Source organism: Buttiauxella selenatireducens, assembly GCF_031432975.1.
Classification (GTDB): domain Bacteria; phylum Pseudomonadota; class Gammaproteobacteria; order Enterobacterales; family Enterobacteriaceae; genus Buttiauxella; species Buttiauxella selenatireducens.
This window is the reverse complement of record NZ_CP133838.1, coordinates 3,959,390-3,979,382: the sequence shown is the minus strand read 5'-3', so window position 1 is coordinate 3,979,382 and position 19,993 is coordinate 3,959,390. Positions and strand designations below refer to the sequence as shown.

18 protein-coding genes are annotated in these 19,993 nt (G+C 51.1%); 8 read left to right on the top strand and 10 right to left on the bottom strand.

Annotated features, from left to right (window positions below):
• Positions 1 to 10: 10 nt before the first annotated feature.
• Positions 11 to 1,180, top strand: a complete 1,170-nt coding sequence (locus RHD99_RS18295; RefSeq protein ID WP_309875746.1) for a fimbrial protein — start codon at positions 11 to 13, stop codon at positions 1,178 to 1,180.
• A 92-nt stretch (positions 1,181 to 1,272) separates the two neighbouring features.
• On the opposite strand, the gene RHD99_RS18290 is transcribed toward RHD99_RS18295, so the two are convergent.
• The 4 genes from RHD99_RS18290 to RHD99_RS18275 all read right to left on the bottom strand — a co-directional run bounded on the left by RHD99_RS18290 (position 1,273) and on the right by RHD99_RS18275 (position 4,839).
• The gene (locus tag RHD99_RS18290) at positions 1,273 to 2,325 is read right to left on the bottom strand and encodes an NAD(P)-dependent alcohol dehydrogenase (RefSeq protein WP_309875745.1); all 1,053 of its coding nucleotides are present in this window, start codon (positions 2,323 to 2,325) and stop codon (positions 1,273 to 1,275) included.
• Between the two features lie 22 nt (positions 2,326 to 2,347).
• On the bottom strand, positions 2,348 to 2,755 hold the full coding sequence (locus tag RHD99_RS18285; RefSeq protein ID WP_309875744.1) for a (R)-mandelonitrile lyase: 408 nt from the start codon (positions 2,753 to 2,755) through the stop codon (positions 2,348 to 2,350).
• A 171-nt stretch (positions 2,756 to 2,926) separates the two neighbouring features.
• Positions 2,927 to 3,493: a helix-turn-helix transcriptional regulator gene (locus RHD99_RS18280; RefSeq protein ID WP_309875742.1), complete on the bottom strand. Its 567-nt coding sequence runs from the start codon at positions 3,491 to 3,493 to the stop codon at positions 2,927 to 2,929.
• Between the two features lie 227 nt (positions 3,494 to 3,720).
• On the bottom strand, positions 3,721 to 4,839 hold the full coding sequence (locus RHD99_RS18275) for a YbdK family carboxylate-amine ligase (protein ID WP_309875741.1): 1,119 nt from the start codon (positions 4,837 to 4,839) through the stop codon (positions 3,721 to 3,723).
• 241 nt (positions 4,840 to 5,080) lie between these two features.
• Here RHD99_RS18275 and RHD99_RS18270 point away from each other — a divergent pair, with 241 nt between their 5' ends.
• The gene (locus tag RHD99_RS18270; protein WP_309875739.1) at positions 5,081 to 6,364 is read left to right on the top strand and encodes a mechanosensitive ion channel family protein; all 1,284 of its coding nucleotides are present in this window, start codon (positions 5,081 to 5,083) and stop codon (positions 6,362 to 6,364) included.
• 123 nt (positions 6,365 to 6,487) lie between these two features.
• Here RHD99_RS18270 and RHD99_RS18265 read toward each other — a convergent pair whose 3' ends face one another.
• The 5 genes from RHD99_RS18265 to RHD99_RS18245 all read right to left on the bottom strand — a co-directional run bounded on the left by RHD99_RS18265 (position 6,488) and on the right by RHD99_RS18245 (position 12,542).
• Positions 6,488 to 6,742, bottom strand: coding sequence for a DUF1158 domain-containing protein (locus RHD99_RS18265; RefSeq protein ID WP_309875737.1), 255 nt, complete (start codon positions 6,740 to 6,742; stop codon positions 6,488 to 6,490).
• Positions 6,743 to 6,852: 110 nt separating this feature from the next.
• Positions 6,853 to 7,506 carry a formate dehydrogenase-N subunit gamma gene (gene fdnI / locus RHD99_RS18260; RefSeq protein ID WP_183271442.1) on the bottom strand — a complete coding sequence of 218 codons (654 nt, stop codon included), beginning with the start codon at positions 7,504 to 7,506 and terminating at the stop codon, positions 6,853 to 6,855.
• Entirely contained in the window at positions 7,502 to 8,386 is an 885-nt protein-coding gene (fdxH, locus tag RHD99_RS18255; protein WP_309875735.1) for a formate dehydrogenase subunit beta, read from the bottom strand. The genes fdnI and fdxH overlap by 5 nt, the downstream gene beginning before the upstream one ends.
• A gap of 11 nt (positions 8,387 to 8,397) precedes the next feature.
• Positions 8,398 to 11,448: a formate dehydrogenase-N subunit alpha gene (gene fdnG / locus RHD99_RS18250; RefSeq protein WP_309875734.1), complete on the bottom strand. Its 3,051-nt coding sequence runs from the start codon at positions 11,446 to 11,448 to the stop codon at positions 8,398 to 8,400.
• 185 nt (positions 11,449 to 11,633) lie between these two features.
• Entirely contained in the window at positions 11,634 to 12,542 is a 909-nt protein-coding gene (locus RHD99_RS18245) for a LysR family transcriptional regulator (RefSeq protein ID WP_309875733.1), read from the bottom strand.
• A gap of 106 nt (positions 12,543 to 12,648) precedes the next feature.
• Between RHD99_RS18245 and RHD99_RS18240 the strand changes: the two genes are divergently transcribed.
• Entirely contained in the window at positions 12,649 to 13,521 is an 873-nt protein-coding gene (locus RHD99_RS18240) for an MBL fold metallo-hydrolase (protein ID WP_309875732.1), read from the top strand.
• A 13-nt stretch (positions 13,522 to 13,534) separates the two neighbouring features.
• Positions 13,535 to 14,185, top strand: a complete 651-nt coding sequence (locus RHD99_RS18235; protein WP_309875731.1) for a DsbA family protein — start codon at positions 13,535 to 13,537, stop codon at positions 14,183 to 14,185.
• A gap of 24 nt (positions 14,186 to 14,209) precedes the next feature.
• Here the strand turns inward: RHD99_RS18235 and RHD99_RS18230 are convergent, their stop codons facing one another.
• Positions 14,210 to 15,139 carry a LysR substrate-binding domain-containing protein gene (locus RHD99_RS18230; protein ID WP_183271208.1) on the bottom strand — a complete coding sequence of 310 codons (930 nt, stop codon included), beginning with the start codon at positions 15,137 to 15,139 and terminating at the stop codon, positions 14,210 to 14,212.
• A 375-nt stretch (positions 15,140 to 15,514) separates the two neighbouring features.
• Here RHD99_RS18230 and RHD99_RS18225 point away from each other — a divergent pair, with 375 nt between their 5' ends.
• The 4 genes from RHD99_RS18225 (at position 15,515) to RHD99_RS18210 (ending at position 19,986) form a co-directional block, all read left to right on the top strand.
• On the top strand, positions 15,515 to 16,120 hold the full coding sequence (locus tag RHD99_RS18225) for an ankyrin repeat domain-containing protein (RefSeq protein ID WP_183271207.1): 606 nt from the start codon (positions 15,515 to 15,517) through the stop codon (positions 16,118 to 16,120).
• 110 nt (positions 16,121 to 16,230) lie between these two features.
• Positions 16,231 to 17,049 (top strand): oxamate carbamoyltransferase subunit AllH family protein, encoded by an 819-nt coding sequence (locus RHD99_RS18220; protein WP_510183659.1) that lies wholly within the window; start codon positions 16,231 to 16,233, stop codon positions 17,047 to 17,049.
• Entirely contained in the window at positions 17,027 to 18,577 is a 1,551-nt protein-coding gene (gene fdrA, locus RHD99_RS18215) for an acyl-CoA synthetase FdrA (RefSeq protein ID WP_309875727.1), read from the top strand. The genes RHD99_RS18220 and fdrA overlap by 23 nt, the downstream gene beginning before the upstream one ends.
• The gene (locus RHD99_RS18210) at positions 18,574 to 19,986 is read left to right on the top strand and encodes a YlbE family protein (RefSeq protein ID WP_309875725.1); all 1,413 of its coding nucleotides are present in this window, start codon (positions 18,574 to 18,576) and stop codon (positions 19,984 to 19,986) included. The genes fdrA and RHD99_RS18210 overlap by 4 nt, the downstream gene beginning before the upstream one ends.
• Positions 19,987 to 19,993 lie beyond the last annotated feature (7 nt).

Here is a 19,993-nt window from a genome sequence, read left to right as displayed (position 1 = left end):
CGAGGCACCTATGAAACGTGTCCATTTACCCCCGATTATCGCTTCCGTTTTCGGGCTGATACTGTTCGTTATCAGCTGTGGCTCAGCGCTGGCCGCGTCAGGACTAAGTTGCGAAATTGATACGGGAGGCGCTGCACCTTTTTCACCGTTTACTCGTGCGCACCCGATTGCGGTTGATGAAGATACACCCGATTACTCGGTGATCTTAAACGTCGACTACGCCTATTTTTTGCCGAATATGCGTTTGAGTTGCACAACTAATGGTGCGTATGTTGCCCCTCCCGTAGGGTTTGATGGATATGTCACGTTAAAACTCAAGTCGGTGAATGGTAAACCACTAAACTGGATTGGTGAGGCCGACACCAACAATAACGGCATAAAACTTAAAATGTTTATTAAGGCCACGGCGATCAGTGGAGACACACCGCCGAGCAGTTATCCATCGGCTGCAATGATGCCGGGTAAAAGCCTGGGGGCTGAATATCCGATTGTGAATATTGGCCCTGACACATCGCTGGTACAGTTTGGTGCGCAACATAATAGTGAGAAAACGCAGTATAAATTCGACCAGGTTTATAACTATGCGATTGAGTCAATGCGCGTTGAGTTGATTAAATATGGTTGGGTCGAATACAGCGAGCTACCGGTTATTCCGCCTGGATACGATTTAATTTTTACCGTTGAAGGTTTTGCAGGAAGTACTGATATTAGTGTGCCGCTTGGCAGCGGGGTTTATATGGCGGCACCCTCATGTTCGCTGGATAACCCACATCAAACGGTCGAACTCGGTTCATTTTCTAAACGAAGTGGTGAATCTTACCCATTGGTTGGAAACCGGACTTTATTTGGCATCGGTTTCACCTGCAGCACGTTTACCAGCCATATGGAGCTCACTTTCGACGACGCGCATACCGCTAAGTCACTGCAAGCAAGGCTAAATGCTTATGATGCTAGTGGCGGATTAAAAGCTTTGGACGGTGTGGGGATTGAGCTTTACGATCAGGACGATAAACCCGTTGTTTTAGGCGCTCAAAACGATCTTGGGGCTTTTCGTAAAGGTGCTACCAGCGTGAAATATTCGGCCGCTATTGTACAAACCGCCGATGATATTACAAAAGATGGTCAGCCGTTTACCGGTAAAATTACCGGTAAGGCCAATGTGACGATCAGCTATTATTAATGATCGGATTTTAAGTATTGGATTTTAAGAATAGAACAACAGGATAGTGTGGTGAAATAGCGCCACACTATCCTGGCTATTTATTTAAACGTCTATTTAAGCGTGGCCATATCGATGACAAAACGATACTTCACATCGCTTTTTAACATCCGTTCATAAGCCTCGTTAATCTCCGGAATCTTAATCATCTCAATATCTGAAACAATTCCGTGCTCGCCACAGAAATCCAGCATCTCTTGTGTCTCTTTAATCCCACCAATACAGGAACCCGCAACCGAACGGCGGCCCAGAATCAGCGGCAGCGTGCTAACCGGCGGTTCAATATTGCCCAGCAACCCGACGTACACCAGTGTTCCATCAAGCGTAAGCGTTGGCATATACGGGTTAATGTCGTGATCGTAAGGTACGGTGTCGATGATTAAATCGAACTGGTTCTTCACCGACGCCATTTGTGTTTCATCCGTGGAGAGCACAATATGATGCGCCCCTAAGCGTCGAGCATCCGCCTCCTTGCTGGCCGAACGGGTGAACAGCGTGACTTCTGCCCCCATGGCGTTTGCCAGTTTCAGCGCCATATGACCCAGCCCACCCAGCCCAATAACGGCGACTTTGCTGCCTTTGCCCACATTCCAGTGGCGCAGCGGTGACCAGGTGGTGATACCGGCACATAACAGGGGAGCCGCCCCTTTCAGATCCATACCTTCCGGCATTTTCAGAATAAAATCTTCCGAAGCAACAATGGTTTGCGAATAGCCGCCATAAGTCGGCTGGTGGTCATGGCGGTCTACGCCATTGTAAGTCTGCACGTTGCCTTCTTCGCAGTATTGCTCCAGGCCTTCTTTGCATGGATGACAAGTTCGACAGGAGTCCACCATGCAGCCTATTCCTGCGTAATCGCCTGGCTTGAATTTCGTCACGTTGCTGCCAATTGAAGCCACGCGGCCAACCACTTCATGGCCTGGCACTAACGGATACTGACTAAAGCCCCAGTCGTTACGCGCCTGGTGAAGGTCGGAGTGGCACACACCGCAGTACATCACTTCAATGACAACATCATCAGGGCGGGGTGTTCGTCGCATAAATTCGAACGGAGCAAGGGGAGCATCTGCGGATTGGGCAGCATAACCGAGCACTTTCATCGTCATGTTTGTTCTCCGGATTAAGAGCCTACTTTTTATACTGATCGTCGCTGACATGCTCCAGCCATTCAACGGGGCTGCCGTTCAGTGACTCAGCAATCGCGATATGGGTCATGGCATTGTCGGGCGTCGCACCGTGCCAGTGCTTTACGCCTTCGGGTATCCAGACAATATCGCCCTGGTTGATTTCACGAATTTCTGCACCCCATTCCTGTAGCCAGCCATGACCGTGGGTAATAATCAGGGTTTGGCCAAGGGGATGGGTATGCCAGGCGGTACGCGCACCGGGTTCAAAAGTGACGGTTGCGCCGCCAGCGCGTGCTGGGGGAGTGGTCTGGAAAGGTGCGTCAATACGGACTCTGCCTGTGAAGTAACTTTCCGGACCCGATTGAGAGGGCTGGGAGCCCGCCGGGGTGATTTTCAGCTTTTCTTCCATTTTTTCCTCCAGGTCGGCATTTGCTGCCGGGGTTAAATGGACAACAGTGACTCTGAAGTATAGGAAACTCGTCCAGGCTTGCCGTGTTATCCGAAAATGAAACACTACCATTCCGGAAGTTTGGCGATTAGCCCGCTAAAAACGAAAGGAGCTATGAGCCAGATTCATAAATCAATGCTGATGGAGAAAAGGATGAATGGTCAAATTACGCATGTAGTATTCATTAAAGTTCGAGAAACCACTTTTTTTAATCGCAATTTGTTTGTGGTGACTCACGGTTTTTATCGAGATCCCTAGCGTGTCTGCGATGTTTTTGGGCTGAATGCCTTCCAGAAGCATCGATACCACTTCAACTTCACGATGTGAATGTGTATTTCGATAGTAAAATTCGGAATCCAGGAATTTATCTTTTTTATTGTGCTTCAGCAAAATATTATGCAGTTCACTTATTGCCACCGTGGGTGGGATAAGTATGCCAGCAGGTGAGGGATTATTTAACTTCAGGATATAAAATACCTGTTTTTCAACGATGAAATAATTAACTGAGTTGGTGTTGTTTTCTTGCGATCTTAATTCCTCAAAGAATTCTTTTAACTTATTGTTAGTTATATGCTTAACATTGAACGTGACGTCATCCTGACAAAAGGTGGATAAGAGGTGTTTTACACCGGGTAATAAATAACGGTTGTCGCTCAATATAAAAATATTCTTCATCAGGAAATTTGACGAGTGAGTCATGCTTTAAATCCTTTTAATAAGACATTCAATAATGGAATATTGTGCTATTTTTTGTTGTTAATGAAGTGGTGATTATTTCGCGCAACTTTAACATGGTTTTTCAGGAAGTAAATCATCTATTCATTAAGCTTTGATTAAAGAATAATTTAGGATGGCTAATTATATTTATATCTCAACTACTTTGAGAATAATAATTCCCCTCCATAGTTTTAAATCAGAAAATAAATTTACTCTTTTGCCCAAATTTCACAATGTTCGCGCACCAACTCGGTTAACAGCCCGCCTTCGGTAATAAATTGACGGATGCGACGAGTGTCACTGTCGTTGTGGCGAACGTAGCCCTCAATCGCTTCTAACGCCGGGGTCGCCTGTAGTGACGCGGCGTAAGGTGCGAGAGTATCAAGCAGTGGCAAAATGTCTTCTGCCAACGTGCGTTGTTCGCCATTGCGGATATCAGTCAGCATCCCTTCAAAGCCAAAACGGCAGGCCTGAAAACGGTTAAAACGATACAACAGATAATCTTCAGAACGTGGAACAAATGGACGTTCGCTCAGCAACCAATGCGCCAGCGCCTGAATAAAACCGGCAATATTAATCGCACGCGTGATGGTTAAAGGGGTATCCATCACGCGCACTTCAACCGTGCCAAAGTGTGGGCTGGGGCGAATATCCCAATGCAGATCTTTCATCGACTGCACGATGCTGCTGGACTCGAGGCGCTGGTACATCCATTTAAACTCTTGCCAGTTGCTTACGAACGGGGCAGGGCCGTTGTCCGGGAAGGCGGAAAAAATATTCAAGCGTGATGAAGCATAGGTGGTATCACTGCCCTGAATATAAGGCGACGATGCAGCGAGGGCGATGACGTGCGGAACAAAGCGCGATAATCCATGCATTAAATAGATAGCGTCTTCTTCGTTTTCGCATCCGACATGAACGTGTTGGCCAAAAACAGTGGCCTGCTTCATTAAATAGCCGAATAGCTCAAGCGTCTGGTTATAACGTTCACTTTGGCACACTTCCTGGCGCTGCCATTTTTGAAACGGATGCGTCCCTCCGCCGCAAATAGCCAGATGATGTTGGCTTGCCACCTTCAAGACGTGCTGACGCAAGCTGGAAAGCTGCGAATTCGCCTGTGCGATGTCAGTACACACGCCCGTTGCAATTTCCAACATGCTTTCAGTGATGTCATGTTTGACTTCACCTTCGGTCACAACGCCAGTTAGCGCGTCAATCAGCAGCGATGAGTCCTGGCTGAGATCGTTGGCGGGTGGGCTGATGATTTGCAATTCCAGCTCAATACCGAGGGTGTAGGGGTCAGAATGGGCAAAATCACTGAGTGGCATACTGTCATCTCGCTTTTTGCACCCGCGCTGAGTGCATTCGTGCGTTTAGTATAGCCAGCCGTGTGGAATTCACCCTCTGATAATCCAGCCGGATTTATATCGTTATTATTTTTCTTAAATACCCTTTTTCATCAAAGCAATAAAAATCTTGTAAAGAATATTCAGGAAATTAAAAACGCAATAATGGTTGCAGATGAATTTGTCACCCAGCATTATATGTGTTGTTTAGGAAGGAGTGATTATGAAAGATTTGGTTTCATTTTTAAGTAATTTCGGGATTATTCTTGATCCTGCTACGTCGATATTAGTGGTTCTGGCTATTATTTTTATAATCGCTTTGGTGGTGCATTTAATTCTTCACAGAATAGTGTTGCGAGCCTTTGAAAAACGGGCAAAATCCAGCCAACATTTATGGCTGCAAATTATTACAGAAAACAAGTTATTTCAACGCGTTGCTTTAACCCTGCAAGGGGTAATCGTCAATATCCAGGTGGTGTTGTGGATGCAGAAAGGCAGCGACATCAGCACGATATTGATCATCTGCGCTCAGCTGTGGATTATGCTGTATTCATTGCTGTCATTATTTTCTCTGTTGGATGTTATTTATAATTTATCACAAAAATTTACTATTTCGTCGAATATCCCGCTGAAAGGAATATTCCAGGGCGTGAAACTGATCGCCTCTATTGTTATTGGCATCATGATTGTCTCGCGCATCATTGGCCAGTCGCCCGCTATTCTGATAAGCGGCCTGGGGGCGATGGCTGCGGTACTGATGTTGGTATTCAAGGACCCGATTCTGGGGCTGGTTGCCGGTATTCAGCTTTCGGCGAACCGTATGTTGAAATTGGGCGACTGGCTGGAAATGCCTAAGTATGGCGCGGATGGTGCGGTCACCGATATTGGTTTGACCACCGTCAAAGTCCGTAACTGGGATAATACCATTACCACGATCCCAACTTATGCCCTGGTTTCTGATGCGTTTAAAAACTGGAGTGGAATGTCGCAGTCTGGCGGTCGTCGAATTAAACGCAGTATTAATATTGATACCACCAGTATTCATTTTCTGTCTGTAGATGAAATTGAACGATTAATGAAAGCGAGATTATTGAAACCTTATATGGACTCGCGCACGAAAGAAATTGAAGATTATAACCGCACACATAATAGCGACGGGGTTTCTGTACTTAACGCCCGCAGCATGACTAACGTCGGCACGTTCCGGGTTTATCTGACCGAATATCTGCAAAACCATCCGCGTATTCGTAAAGACATGACCTTAATGGTGCGTCAGTTAGCGCCGGGTGCAGAAGGCTTACCCATCGAGATTTATGCTTTCACCAATACGGTCGTGTGGCTGGAATATGAAGCGATTCAGGCCGATATCTTCGAACATATATTTGCCGTAGTCGATCAGTTTGGTTTGCGTATTCATCAGTCGCCGACCGGTAACGATATTCGCACCCGTCATACTTCAAGCTGCAGGTGCGTTGGCGGCTCTCAGTCACCCGAATCACTTACTTGAGTAAGCTCATCGGGATTCCTTCTTTTGCCATCTTCCTGCAACTTGAATTATTTAGGGTGTAGCATCATTGGCTGGCCGCGAATCCCTCTTTTCAGGCGGTATTTCACCGCCTGAAATTCTTCTCTACCCCTCTCGGTCAATCGAAAACCAACGTCTCCAGATAAAGCGAATCACGAAGTATTCGATGGCACCCAGCGCCAAAAACCACAGGCAAAAGATGATGGTGTAAAGCTGGTTTAAATCCTGTAAATGGAAAGTCGCTATCAACTTTTTGGCGAGATCGAGCGTCAGCGCAGGGGCTGGCAACAGCAGGCAGGAAAAGAAAGCCAGCAGCAAAATACCGCCAGCACTCATCAGGGTTTCCAGAGGGTGTTTCATGTCATTGTTACGCCTGAGTTAAAAAACTAAAGGCATTGTCCGGGAAAATAACCGCTGATTCAAATCGGTGCTTCCCCGGCAGAAAATGCCGGGGAAGTAGGGCAGAACAATTACAACCCTTCGGTGCTCTCTTTCTTCGCTTCTTTGGCAAGAATAGCGCGATACCAACGCGGATGGTGTTTCTGCGCCCAGCGGCGGCTCACTTTGCCGACGATCATCCCTTTAATCGAGCCTTTCACCCAGAACGCCATATACATATGAATCAGAATGGCGTGGATCAGAATAATGGCGACGGTTGCGTGAATCAGCAGGCTGTAGCGCACCACTTTCATCGGGAAGAAATCGGCAAAATAAGGCCGCCAGATAATCACGCCGGTCACCAGCAGCACGAAAATCATGCTCATGATGGTCCAGAACATCATCTTCTGGCCGGCGTTATATTTGCCGACATCCGCGACTTTATGCTCGTTGCCTTTCAGCACTTCGACAATATTTTTAATCCACGGCCAGTCCTGCTTTTCCGGGATATTGTGATGCACGAAACGCGCAAACATAAACATCAGCGCCACAAAAATCAGCACGCCAAAAAACGGGTGCAGAATGCGCCCCATTTGCGGCGTACCGAAGGTTTGCGTCAACCATTGCAGCGTCGGGAAGAACAACGCGATGCCAGAAAGCGCCACCAGGAAGAAGCAGATCACCACCGTCCAGTGGCAGGCACGGTCGATAAACTTGGTCCTGACAATCGATTTGCTCTGCTTAATCATGATGTTCCTCCTCGTCTTCATCCACCTCTTCGTTCGGCCCGATGCCAATGTAATGGAAAATCAGCCCGGCAAAGGTGGCGATAAAACCGGCCGCCGATAACGGTTTGAGGATCCCTTTCCACAGGTTAACCGGCAGGTCGATTTGCGGGTCTTTTGGCAGATTGTGATACAGCTCCGGCTGGTCAGCGTGATGCAGCACGTACATGACGTGAGTGCCGCCCACGCCCTGCGGGTTGTAGACTCCCGCGTGCGGATAACCGCGCTTTTGCAGCTTCGCCACACGCTCGTCGGCCACGTCGAGCATCTCCTTTTTGGTGCCAAAATGAATGGCACCCGTCGGGCAGGTTTTCACGCAGGCCGGTTCCTGGCCCACGCTCACGCGATCGACGCATAACGTGCATTTGTAGACGCGGTTATCGTCTTTATTCAGGCGCGGAATATTGAACGGGCAACCGGCGATGCAATAACCGCAGCCAATACAATGTTCCGACTGAAAATCGACGATACCGTTAGCGTACTGGATGATGGCACCGGCAGACGGGCAGGCCTTCAGGCAGCCCGGATCTTCACAGTGCATGCAGCCATCCTTGCGGATAAGCCACTCCAGCTTGCCGTTTTGCATGGTTTCGCTAAAGCGCATTAACGTCCAGGATTTGGCGCTCAAATCGGCGGGGTTATCGTAAACCCCGACGCAATGACCGACTTCATCGCGGATGTCATTCCACTCCGAACAGGCGACCTGGCAGGCTTTGCAGCCAATACAGCTTGAGACGTCAATCAGCTTGGCGACTTCTTCCTTGAAGTCACGAGCCTGCGGCGGCGGCGTAATCGCGTTAGTAGCCGAACGCTTGATAATATCCTGAGATTGCATGGACATGAGTTCGCTCCTTACGCCTTCTCAATGTTGACCAGAAACGCCTTGTACTCTGGCGTCTGCGAGTTGGCGTCACCGACTGACGGCGTGAGCGTATTGGCGAGATAGCCTTTACGCGCTGTGCCTTCAAAGCCCCAGTGCAGCGGAATACCGATGGTTTCCACTTCCTGTCCGCCCGCGTTCAGCGTTTGCAAACGCTGCGTCACCACCGCCACCGCACGAATAAAGCCGCGTTTGCTGCTGACTTTCACGTGGTCGCCGTTGGCAATGCCTTTCGTTTTCGCCAGCTTCTCGCTGATTTCCACAAACTGTTCCGGTTGCACGATGGCGTTAAGCCGCGAGTGCTTGGTCCAGGTATGGAAATGCTCGGTCAAACGGTACGTGGTGCCGACATACGGGAACTCGTTGCGTTTGCCCATGCGTTTAGCATCGGCTTCGTACAGGCGAGCCGCCGGGTTCGACACCACGTTCGGGTGCAGCGGGTTAGTGCCGAGCGGCGTTTCAAACGGCTCGTAGTGTTCCGGGAATGGCCCTTCCGCCATTTTGTCGATGGCAAACAGGCGGCCTAAACCTTCTGGCTGCATGATAAACGGCCCGGCTTCGCTGCCTGGTGGAATCGTCACGGCAAAGTCTGGAATGTCGTTGCCGACCCATTTCGCCCCGTTCCATTTGATCAGCATCCGTTTCGGGTCCCACGGTTTGCCTTGTGGATCGGCTGACGCGCGGTTGTAGATAATGCGGCGGTTCATCGGCCACGCCCATGCCCAGCCCAGCGTGTTGCCAAGGCCTGATGGGTCGGCGTTGTCGCGGTTCGCCATCTGGTTGCCTTTCGACGTCCAGCTCCCGGTGTAAATCCAGCAGGCGGATGCGGTCGAACCGTCGTCACGCAACTGTGCGAAAGAGTCCAGCAACTGGCCTTTTTTCACCAGCAGCGCGCCCGTTGGGTCGTAGAGATCTTCCAGCGCATAGCCGTTGCTCTCTTTAGCGACTTCTTCGGATTCTGGATGGTCCGGCATGTCGTAATGCCAGCTCATTTTCAGCAGCGGTTCTGCACCTTTACCGCCTTCAGTGCGATACAGCTCGCGCATCCGGTGATAAACGCCCGCCAGAATTTCACCGTCGGTGCGGGCTTCGCCTGGTGCGTCCGCGCCTTTCCAGTGCCACTGCAACCAGCGCCCGGAGTTGGCAATCGAACCGTCTTCTTCGGCAAAACAGGTCGATGGCAAACGGAACACTTCGGTCTGGATCGCCGCCGGGTTCACGTCGTTCATCTCGCCGTGGTTCTGCCAGAAGTTGGAGGTTTCGGTCACTAACGGATCGATAATCACCAGATATTTCAGCTTGCTAAGGCTGGCGACAATTTTGTTTTTGTCCGGGAACGACGCTACCGGGTTAAAGCCCTGGCAGATGTATCCCGTGACTTTGTTGCGGTCCATCATGTCGAAGTACTTGAGCACGTCGTAGGACTGATCCCACTTCGGCAGCCAGTCAAAGCCCCAGTTGTTCTCTTTTTGCGCATCATCGCCATAGAACGATTTCATCAGGCTGACGAAGAACTTTGGATAGTTGCTCCAGTAGTTCACCTGGCCCGGCAGTGTGGCTTTTGGCGTGTTGGCGGCAAGATAGGTTTCAAGGCTCGTTTGCTTCTCAGACGGCAGCGTCAGGTAACCCGGCAGGCTGGTGGAAAGCAGGCCGATATCGGTCAAACCCTGAATGTTGGAGTGCCCGCGCAGGGCGTTTACACCGCCGCCCGCCATGCCCATATTGCCAAGCAGCAACTGGATCATCGCCATGGTACGGATGTTCTGCGCGCCCACAGTGTGTTGCGTCCAGCCCAGCGCATACAGGAAGGTGGTGGTGCGGTCAGCCGCACTGGTGGAGGCCAGCACTTCACACACTTTCAGGAAATCTGCCTGCGGCGTGCCGCAGATGTGTTCGACCATTTCCGGCGTATAGCGCGAGACGTGCTCTTTGAGCAGGTTCCACACGCAGCGCGGATCGGTCAGCGTATCGTCGCGTTTCGCATAGCCATTTTCGTCAAACTGATAGTTCCAGCTCGTTTTGTCGTACTGGCGTTTGGCTTCGTCGTAGCCGCTAAACAGCCCGTCATCAAAGCTAAAATCATCGCGCACCAGCAGGCTGGCGTTGGTGTAGCTTTTGACGTACTCGGCGTTGATTTTGTTATTGGAAATCAGGTACAGCAGCACGCCCGACAGGAAAGTAATGTCGGTGCCGGAGCGAATCGGCGCATAAATATCCGCAACCGAAGCGGTGCGGGTAAAGCGCGGATCGACCACAATCAGCGTGGCGTCGTTGTTGTTTTTGGCTTCCATCGCCCAGCGGAAACCCACTGGATGCGCTTCAGCGGCGTTGCCGCCCATCACCATCACAACGTTGGCGTTTTTGATATCAACCCAGTGGTTGGTCATCGCACCGCGACCAAATGTTGGAGCAAGACTTGCTACCGTTGGTCCGTGTCAGACGCGCGCCTGGTTATCTACCGCTAACATGCCGAGTGAGCGCACAAATTTTTGCGTCAGCATCCCGGTTTCATTACTGGCCGCAGAGGCGCACAGCATGCCGGTGGAGAGCCAGCGGTTGACCGTGACATCTTGCTCATTCTTCTCAACGAAGTTGGCATCGCGGTCGTTTTTCATCAGGCGGGCGATACGTGAAAACGCGTCATCCCAACTGATGCGCTGCCATTTATCGGAACCTGGTGCGCGATATTCCGGGTAAAGCAGGCGGGTTTCACTGTGGATGTAATCCAGCAGGCCTGCGCCTTTGGGGCATAACGCCCCACGGTTCACCGGGTGATCCGGGTCACCTTCAATATGGAAAATGCTGGATTTAGCGTTTTTCGCGCCATCGCCCAGGCTATACATCAACAATCCACATCCTACGGAGCAGTACGTACAGGTATTGCGGGTTTCCTTCGCGCGCATAAGCTTGTAATTGCGCACCTCCGCGAGAGCCGCTTTGGGTGCAAAACCCAGAACTGCGGCTGTTGTTCCTGCCATACCGCCGGCACAGATTTTGAAGAATTTTCTGCGACTGACGTCCATCGTAACCTCACTGTTATGACGTATGAATGGCCGCGAAAATACCAACAGTTGCCGGTGGGTTATTGAGCAAAATCAAGCCAATAAACATTGAGTAGCGAAACACTCCTTAAGAGGTAGACGAGATGCGCGTTTAATAACCACTATTGATGCAGGGATATGTGTTGGCTGAGTAACACGACACAGCGCTAACGCATCATCTTCAGCCACTGCTCATCTGAGGCAAACCATGCCACCAGGAAATCCAGCATTGCACGTAGCGCCGCAGGCATCTGTTTGCGGGAGGTATAGATGCCGTAAATCTCCATTTGCTGTGGCTGGTAGTCGGGTAATAACTCAACCAGTTCGCCGGTTGCCAGCAGCGGGGCGGCTGAATAATACGGCTGCATTGAGATACCGGCGGCTTGTAATGTCCCGGCCAGTAACACCACGGATTCGTTGGCGCTAAGATTGCCACTGACGGCGACGCTTGATTGTTCACCGTCGTGCTCGAAATACCACAGGCTTTTGCCAAACCACGAATAGGTCAGGCAATTATGACTGGCGAGATCTTCGGGGTGTTGCGGCGTGCCGTGCGCGGCCAGATAGTCCGGTGAGGCGCAAACAACGGATTGGCATATTGAAAGCGGGCGGGCAATCAGATTGGGGTCGAGTTCATTGGTGATACGTAGCGCCAGATCGATGCGCTCTTCCACCAGGTTCACCGTACGGTTGTTCATCTGCAAATCAACCGTCACTAACGGGTGTTGTTTCAGGAACTGAGTCACAGCGCCCACCAACGCGGTTTGTCCCAGCGATTGCGAGCAGGTGATGCGTAATAAGCCGCTAATTTCGTCGCTTTGCGGGTCTTCAACCCTGTCTATGTCGTTGGCAACGTCGAGCATTTTGCGTGAGAGCACCAGCGTACGTTCGCCCGCGTCCGTCAGGCTCAACTTGCGTGTGGTGCGATGCAAAAGCCGGGCGCCCGCCCACTCTTCCATTTGCGCCAGATAACGCGTGACCATAGCGCGCGACATCTCAAGCTGTTCAGCGGCGGCAATCATGCTGCCTCGTTCGACGATGGTGATAAAGACGTTTGCTGCCGTGAGGCGATCCATGATTCGTCCGATTTACGCAATGAATAGTTGCTTATTATCGGGTTTTTGTCTCGATTTGTGCAACGTAAGATGTGCCCATTATTTATGACCAATCAGGACATCGACCATGTTTAAACATCAAAAATCATTACTGGCACTGGCTCTTATTGGCGTCAGCACCTGGGCGAATGCCGCCAGCCCATTGAAGATGGACGTCTATAATCCCGGCGAAAAAAGCGTTTTCCCGGTCTCTTCCGAAATTATTAGCGGCGAACATGAAGTAGTGCTGATCGATGCTCAGTTCCAGGGTAACGATGCCGAGCAACTGGTGAAGAAAATTAAAGCCACCGGCAAAACATTGACCACGGTTTATATCAGCCATTCAGACCCTGATTTCTACTTTGGGCTCGATAAAATTCATGCCGCGTTCCCTGACGCTAAAATTGTTGCGACACCGGAAACTATCAACGCGATCGAGTCTTCAAAAGAGGGCAAACTGGCGTACTGGGGACCGATTCTGAAAGACAATGCGCCGCAGACGATTATCGTCCCGCAGCCTTTGTCGGGCAACCGTTTCACCGTTGATGGGCATCAGATTGAAGTGAAAGGCAACACGGCGGATCGTACCTTCGTCTGGGTTCCTGCGTTAAAAGCAGTGGTCGGTGGAGTGCCCGTTTCTGGCAACAATATTCATTTATGGGTCGCGGATACGCAAACCGTGAAATCTCGCGCCGCCTGGCTGCAAACGTTGGAAAGCATTAAAGCGCTGAAGCCGAAAGTCGTGGTGCCGGGGCATTTCTTACCGGGTGCGCCGCAAACGCTGGAGTCTGTTACCTTCACGCAAAACTACCTCACCGCGCTGGAAGTGGCTTTACCCAAGGCAAAAGATTCGGCAGAACTGATTGCGATGATGAAAAAACAGTACCCAAATCTGAAAGATGAATCGAGCCTGGAACTCAGTGCGAAGGTGCTGAAAAACGAAATGAAATGGCCGCAATAATACGAGGTAAATCATGAGCACAACGACCCTGCATTACATTTTCGATCCGCTTTGTGGTTGGTGCTACGGTGCCGCACCGTTAGTGGATGCCGCCCAGGCGGTTCCTGGCCTTGCCATCGCCCTGCATGGTGGCGGCATGATGGTGGGCAGCCACCGTCGCAAAATCGATGCGCAATGGCGCGGTCATGTGATTGAACATGATGCGAGGATTGCCGCCATGACCGGGCAGCCGTTTGGCGAGGCGTATATCAACGGTCTGTTGCTGGATACCACCGCGATTATGGACTCAGCACCGCCGACCTGTGCAATCCTCGCCGCTGAAAAGCTCGCCGGGCGAGGGCTGGAGATGCTGCACCTGGTTCAGGTTGCGCATTATCAACAGGGTAAACGTGTAGCGGATAGGCCGGTGCTGGAAGGGTTAGCACAAGAGGCCGGATTCCCTGTGGGTGAGTTTATGCAGGAAATGGCGTTAATTGAGGCGACTACGCTTGCTGACCATATCGCCCAGAGCCGTGCGCTACTGGCAAAAGTTCAGGGGCCAGGGTTCCCCACTTTCGTGCTGGAAGATGCGCAAGGCCAGCTCCATGTCCTTCCGGTCGGGCAGTACCTTGGCGATGCGCAGGCGTGGCAGGCTTTACTGCGCGAATACGTTAGCGCCCAGTAAATGTGAATGCCCGTGCCAGCATCGCTACTCCCGATGCAGCAAATCTCCATAAATCTCGGCCAGTAATCCGCCCGCCGCAAACTGCTTTTTAATCCACTGGGTGACCTGCCCGGTGGCGGCGTGTTGGGTTGCCAGCAACATGCGTGAATGCTGGCGCGGGTTGTTTATCTGGCGCGTGACCAGCAGACCGCTTTCTTGCGCTTCACGAACCATGTAATCAGGCAAAAAACCTACCCCTTCTCCCAAAATCTGGCACTGGCATTTGGTGTTAAAGTCCGGCACCAGAATCGCTTCCTGGCCGTGCAGTAACCAGCCCACTTTTTTATTGAGCGTCAGCGCGGTGTCTTCCACCATGATATTGGGATACAGGCGCAACTGGCTTTCAGAAATAGGCTCCGGCATAAACGCCAGCGGGTGGGTCGGGGCGATGGCAAATTCCCAGCGAATCGCACCGATTTCGGTGTAGTCGATGCCGCCGCCGTCGAGCAGCGTATCCGGCGCGCCAATCGCAATATTCGCCTGATTATTAATAATCGCGTCCCACACGCCGTTGTAAACCTCAGTGGTAATCGTAATCAGGCAAGTGGGAAACTGTTTCTTGAGAATTTGCAGCAGTTTTGCGGTGTGGCGCGGGGTATAGAGCAACTGATTGATGCAAATGCGCACCTTCACTTCAATTCCCTGCGAGATGGTATCGACGCCGCGTTTGATGGCATGGAAATCGTTAAGCAATTCAGTCGCCTTGCGATAGAAATAGTAGCCTGACTCGGTTAATTCGATGCTGCGCGTGTTGCGCACAAACAGCACCACATCGAGGTAAGTCTCAATTCGCTTGATGGTGTAGCTGACGGCAGACGTGGTGACACCCAGCTCCACGGCGGCTTTGCTGAAACTGGCGTAACGGGCAGTCGTGGTAAAAGCCTGGAGGTTTTCTTCGGTGAAAATAGAGTTCATAACGCGATTTCCCTGGGCAAACGAATTGTTGAATGTATTTGTATTCCTTATGATCCACGGTCCAGTCTTGAACCGTATTTAACACTGCCGTTACAACTGATTTGAAGAGTATCACACTTCTTGAATCCTGTTTTCCCCGCTATCGACAAGGGCTTGAGGCGTCATGGGCAGTCGGTACTAAAGTGCGGTGAAAACGGTTTTGTCATAGGTAAAACATTGCGCTGAAGCACATTTTACTCACACTGTTGAATTCTATTCAACAATGCTGCCATTAACGATGAATGATTTTTAAGCGGATGTTAATAATGCCAGAGTGTTGCTATTCTCAGTTCATTGGGATTCATCAGATATATATCTAAGCAGGGGAGTATGGACATGTCTCAGAAAGAACTCATTGCAGAATTTCTAAATGCAGCACAGCTCGGGCAGTTGGAAAACCTCAAACAATGCCTCAACGATGGCGTGGATATTAATGCCACTAATCGCCAGGGACGCACCGCAATTACACTCGCCAGTTTGCACAAAAAATATGATTGCATCGAGTATTTAATCGCAGCCGGTGCTGATATTAATAAACAAGATGAAACTTGCTTCAATCCATTCCTGCTGAGCTGCCTGAATAACGACCTCACATTATTACGACTGATATTGCCGGCAAATCCTGACCTGAATGTATTATCTCGTTTTGGTGGTGTTGGAATTACCCCAGCCAGCGAAAAAGGCCACGTCGAAATTGTGCGTGAATTAGTGACGCGCACGGAAATAAACGTCAATCACACAAACTTTGTTGGCTGGACGCCACTGCTGGAAGCCATCGTGCTTAATGACGGCGGCCCTAAGCAGCAAGAGATCGTCAAACTGCTGCTGGACCATGGTGCGAATCCGCACATGACTGACAAATACGGCAAATCTCCGCTGACGCTTGCGCGGGATAAAGGCTATCACGAGATTGCTGAATTGCTGGTAAACGCCGGCGCGTAAAACACAGGAGATGCACTATCGCAGGCACGATTGAGCGGCAGTGCTTCCTGGCTATAACGGCAGATAGTGCGTTTTTAAATTCATCTTTTACAAACGGTTATGTTGAGCAGGTGTTTTCAAGGGCGGTGAATATCCACCTCCCTGACAGGCAACAGATTTTCACCTTGCTGAGCACCGATTGTGATAACGCACCGAACAGCTGCCGTGTAGCACTTGAGCATTGTCAGGACCTATTCCGGCCCGGTGAACGGGTGAGTTTTCACAATAACGGCATTGATATTGGCAACGATAAACGCATTGATTTATCACGCGCTACACGCTGGCAACCTGATGCACTTTATTTGAGCCCACAACGTAGACAAGAAATTGACTGGCAAAGTCTGGCGCAAATCACCCTGGCCAGTGTGATACAGAGTTCGTCATTATTTTATTTTCAGAGCGATAATATTTTTTATCAGGAAATGAGTCGCTTGCTGCAATTACACCGGGCGAAACTTATTTTAGCGCTACGGGAAGAGAATTGTTTTGCTATTGAAAATGAAATGACCGCGTTGTTGGGATTAGGCATTGGGCTGACACCTACGGGCGATGATTATCTTTCAGGATTAAGTGCGGTGCTATTTATTAATGGGCATCCGGCCAATAAATATCGCTCGTTATTTACTTCTGTATTAGCGTGCGCCAGGAATAAAACCACGCTTCTCAGTGCCATTACGCTACGGGAAGCTATTGATCAACGCTTTCGTGAAAGTATCCATGATTTTATTTATCACGCACTGAACGGCGAACAACAAAATATTCAGCAGTTAATTAATGAAATTAAAAAAATAGGGTCAAGTTCAGGTTGTGACATGCTTTGCGGCATGGCAGATGCCTTCGCGTTGACCCGATATGACGGAGGAAATCATGTCAACCAGGATTGTGATTAAAAAGAATACCTATTTTGATTCTGTCTCACTGATGTCCATCTCAACCAAAGCTAACCAGCTGGAAGGGGTTGAACAGGCGTTTGTGGCAATGGCCACCGAGATGAACAAAGGCGTGCTGAAAAACCTCGGCTTGTTAAACGATGAGCTCGAACAGGCCAACAATGGCGACCTAATGATCGTTATCAAAGGTGCCAGCGACGCAGCAAACGAGGCCACACTTGAGGCCATCGAAGGGTTGTTCACGCGAAAAGACAACGGTGGTTCGCGCCACGAAGCTCGATACGCAACACTGACCAGCGCAAGCAACAACGTGCCTGAAAGCAACCTCGCAGTGATTTCTGTTAACGGCGCATTTGCTGCCCGCGAAGCGCGCCAGGCGCTGGAAAATGATCTCAACGTGATGCTGTTTTCCGACAACGTCTCCCTTGAAGATGAACTGGCACTTAAACAACTCGCGCACAGCAAAGGCTTGCTGATGATGGGGCCAGATTGCGGCACCGCGATTATCAATGGCGCGGCGTTGTGCTTTGGCAATGCGGTGCGTCGCGGATCTATCGGTATCGTGGGCGCGTCGGGAACCGGCAGCCAGGAACTCAGCGTGCGTATTCACGAGTTTGGCGGGGGTGTTTCTCAGCTCATCGGCACCGGCGGACGTGATTTAAGCGAAAAAATCGGCGGCATCATGATGCTCGATGCGATTCAGATGCTGGAAGATGACGCGCAAACCGAAGTGATTGTGCTGGTCTCAAAACCGCCTGCTGAAAGCGTCGCGCGTAAAGTGCTGCAACGTGCGCAGGATTGCCGCAAGCCAGTTGTTGTCTGCTTCCTCGGGACAAAAGAGACTCGCGCAGATGAACCGGGTTTACAGTTTGCCCGTGCCACTAAAGAAGCCGCGCTAAAAGCCGTGTTGCTCACAGGCATTAAAAAGGAATCGCTGGATCTCCACCCGCTTAACTGGCCGCTTATTGAAGAAGTTCGTTCCCGTCTGAAGCCTGAACAGAAGTACATTCGTGCGCTGTTCTGCGGCGGTACGCTGTGCGACGAAGCGATGTTTGCCGCACTGGAAAAATACCCGGACGTTTACAGCAATATCCAGCCAAACCCGGAATATCGCCTCAAAGACGTCAACGTCAGCATTGCCCACACCTTCCTCGATTTTGGTGACGACGATTTCACCAACGGCAAACCGCACCCGATGATTGACCCAACCAACCGCATCAGCCGCTTGCTGCAAGAAGCGCGTGACCCGGAAGTCGGCGTGATTGCGATGGATTTCGTGCTGGGTTACGGCTCGCATGAAGATCCTGTCGGCGTGATGCTTGATGCCATCAAAGAAGCGAAAGCCATTGCTGCACGCGATGGGCGTCACCTGGAGATTTTGGGTTACGTCCTGGGCACAGATTTGGACACCCCTTCGCTTGCCCAGCAGTGCCAGATGCTGACGGATGCTGGCGTGATTTGGGCAAGTAGCAGCACCAACACCGGTCTGCTGGCGCGTGAGTTTGTCTGCAAGGAGAATGCACAATGAGTTTGTTCAACCAACCGCTGAACGTGATTAACGTCGGTATTGCGATGTTTAGTGACGATTTGAAAAAGCAGAACATCCCCGTGACTCAGCTGGACTGGACGCCGCCGGGGCAGGGCAATTTAGACGTGGTTAAGTCATTGGATGCCATTGCCGGACCTGCACTTGCGGAAAAAGTAGCGGCGGCCAACAAGCTAGCCGTTGAGCGCATCATCCAGTCCCATCCTGTGCTGATTGGCTATGACCAGGCGATCAACGTGGTGCCGGGCATGACCCGCAATACGATTTTGCACGCCGGGCCTCCGGTTGCCTGGGAAAAAATGTGCGGCGCGATGAAAGGCGCGGTCACTGGCGCGTTAGTCTTTGAAGGGCTGGCCGCAAACCTGGAAGACGCCGCAGAGCTTGCCGCATCGGGCGAAATTATCTTCTCGCCTTGCCACGAACACGACTGCGTAGGCTCGATGGCGGGCGTGACTTCCGCTTCGATGTTTATGCACATCGTCGAGAACAAAACCTACGGCAACCGCGCTTACACCAACCTTAGCGAGCAGATGGCGAAGATCCTGCGCATGGGTGCCAACGACCAGAGCGTGATTGACCGTCTTATCTGGATGCGCGACGTGCTGGGCCCGATGTTACGCGATGCGATGAAGCTCGCAGGTGAAATCGATTTACGTCTGATGCTGGCGCAAGCGCTGCATATGGGTGACGAGTGCCACAACCGCAACAACGCAGGTACGACGCTGCTGATTCAGGCGCTGACGCCGTGGATTATCCAGACCGACTTCACCGTGGCGCAGCAAAAAGAGGTGTTCGATTTTGTCGCCAGCAGCGACTACTTCTCTGGCCCGACGTGGATGGCAATGTGTAAAGCGGCGATGGACGCGGCGCACGGCATCGAGTACAGCACCGTCGTCACCACCATGGCGCGTAACGGCGTGGAGTTCGGTCTGCGCGTGAGCGGGTTGCCTGGTCACTGGTTTACCGGCCCGGCGCAGCAGGTGATCGGCCCGATGTTTGCCGGTTACAAGCCTGAAGATTCCGGCCTGGATATTGGCGACAGCGCGATAACCGAAACCTACGGCATTGGCGGTTTTGCCATGGCGACGGCCCCGGCGATTGTTGCACTGGTGGGCGGCACCGTGGACGAAGCCATCGATTTTTCGCGCCAGATGCGCGAGATAACCCTCGGCGAAAACCCAAATATCACCATTCCATTGCTGTCGTTTATGGGAGTCCCGACTGCCATTGATATTACTCGCGTGGGCGACAGCGGCATTTTGCCGGTTATCAACACGGCCATTGCCCACAAAGATGCGGGTATTGGCATGATTGGAGCCGGGATTGTGCATCCGCCGTTTGAATGTTTTGAGAAGGCTCTGCTCGCCTTTAGCGGGCGTTACTCTTTCTGAGGGAAAC

Excerpts from the sequence above, each read along its gene's own strand:
- RHD99_RS18275 (WP_309875741.1), bottom strand. The coding sequence starts at position 4,839 with ATGCCACTCAGTGATTTTGCCCATTCTGACCCCTACACCCTCGGTATT.
- RHD99_RS18280 (WP_309875742.1), bottom strand. The coding sequence starts at position 3,493 with ATGACTCACTCGTCAAATTTCCTGATGAAGAATATTTTTATATTGAGC.
- RHD99_RS18270 (WP_309875739.1), top strand. The coding sequence starts at position 5,081 with ATGAAAGATTTGGTTTCATTTTTAAGTAATTTCGGGATTATTCTTGAT.
- RHD99_RS18295 (WP_309875746.1), top strand. The coding sequence starts at position 11 with ATGAAACGTGTCCATTTACCCCCGATTATCGCTTCCGTTTTCGGGCTG.
- RHD99_RS18230 (WP_183271208.1), bottom strand. The coding sequence starts at position 15,139 with ATGAACTCTATTTTCACCGAAGAAAACCTCCAGGCTTTTACCACGACT.
- RHD99_RS18290 (WP_309875745.1), bottom strand. The coding sequence starts at position 2,325 with ATGACGATGAAAGTGCTCGGTTATGCTGCCCAATCCGCAGATGCTCCC.
- RHD99_RS18285 (WP_309875744.1), bottom strand. The coding sequence starts at position 2,755 with ATGGAAGAAAAGCTGAAAATCACCCCGGCGGGCTCCCAGCCCTCTCAA.
- RHD99_RS18265 (WP_309875737.1), bottom strand. The coding sequence starts at position 6,742 with ATGAAACACCCTCTGGAAACCCTGATGAGTGCTGGCGGTATTTTGCTG.
- RHD99_RS18240 (WP_309875732.1), top strand. The coding sequence starts at position 12,649 with ATGTTTAAACATCAAAAATCATTACTGGCACTGGCTCTTATTGGCGTC.
- RHD99_RS18210 (WP_309875725.1), top strand. The coding sequence starts at position 18,574 with ATGAGTTTGTTCAACCAACCGCTGAACGTGATTAACGTCGGTATTGCG.
- RHD99_RS18225 (WP_183271207.1), top strand. The coding sequence starts at position 15,515 with ATGTCTCAGAAAGAACTCATTGCAGAATTTCTAAATGCAGCACAGCTC.
- RHD99_RS18235 (WP_309875731.1), top strand. The coding sequence starts at position 13,535 with ATGAGCACAACGACCCTGCATTACATTTTCGATCCGCTTTGTGGTTGG.
- fdxH (WP_309875735.1), bottom strand. The coding sequence starts at position 8,386 with ATGTCCATGCAATCTCAGGATATTATCAAGCGTTCGGCTACTAACGCG.
- RHD99_RS18245 (WP_309875733.1), bottom strand. The coding sequence starts at position 12,542 with ATGGATCGCCTCACGGCAGCAAACGTCTTTATCACCATCGTCGAACGA.
- fdrA (WP_309875727.1), top strand. The coding sequence starts at position 17,027 with ATGTCAACCAGGATTGTGATTAAAAAGAATACCTATTTTGATTCTGTC.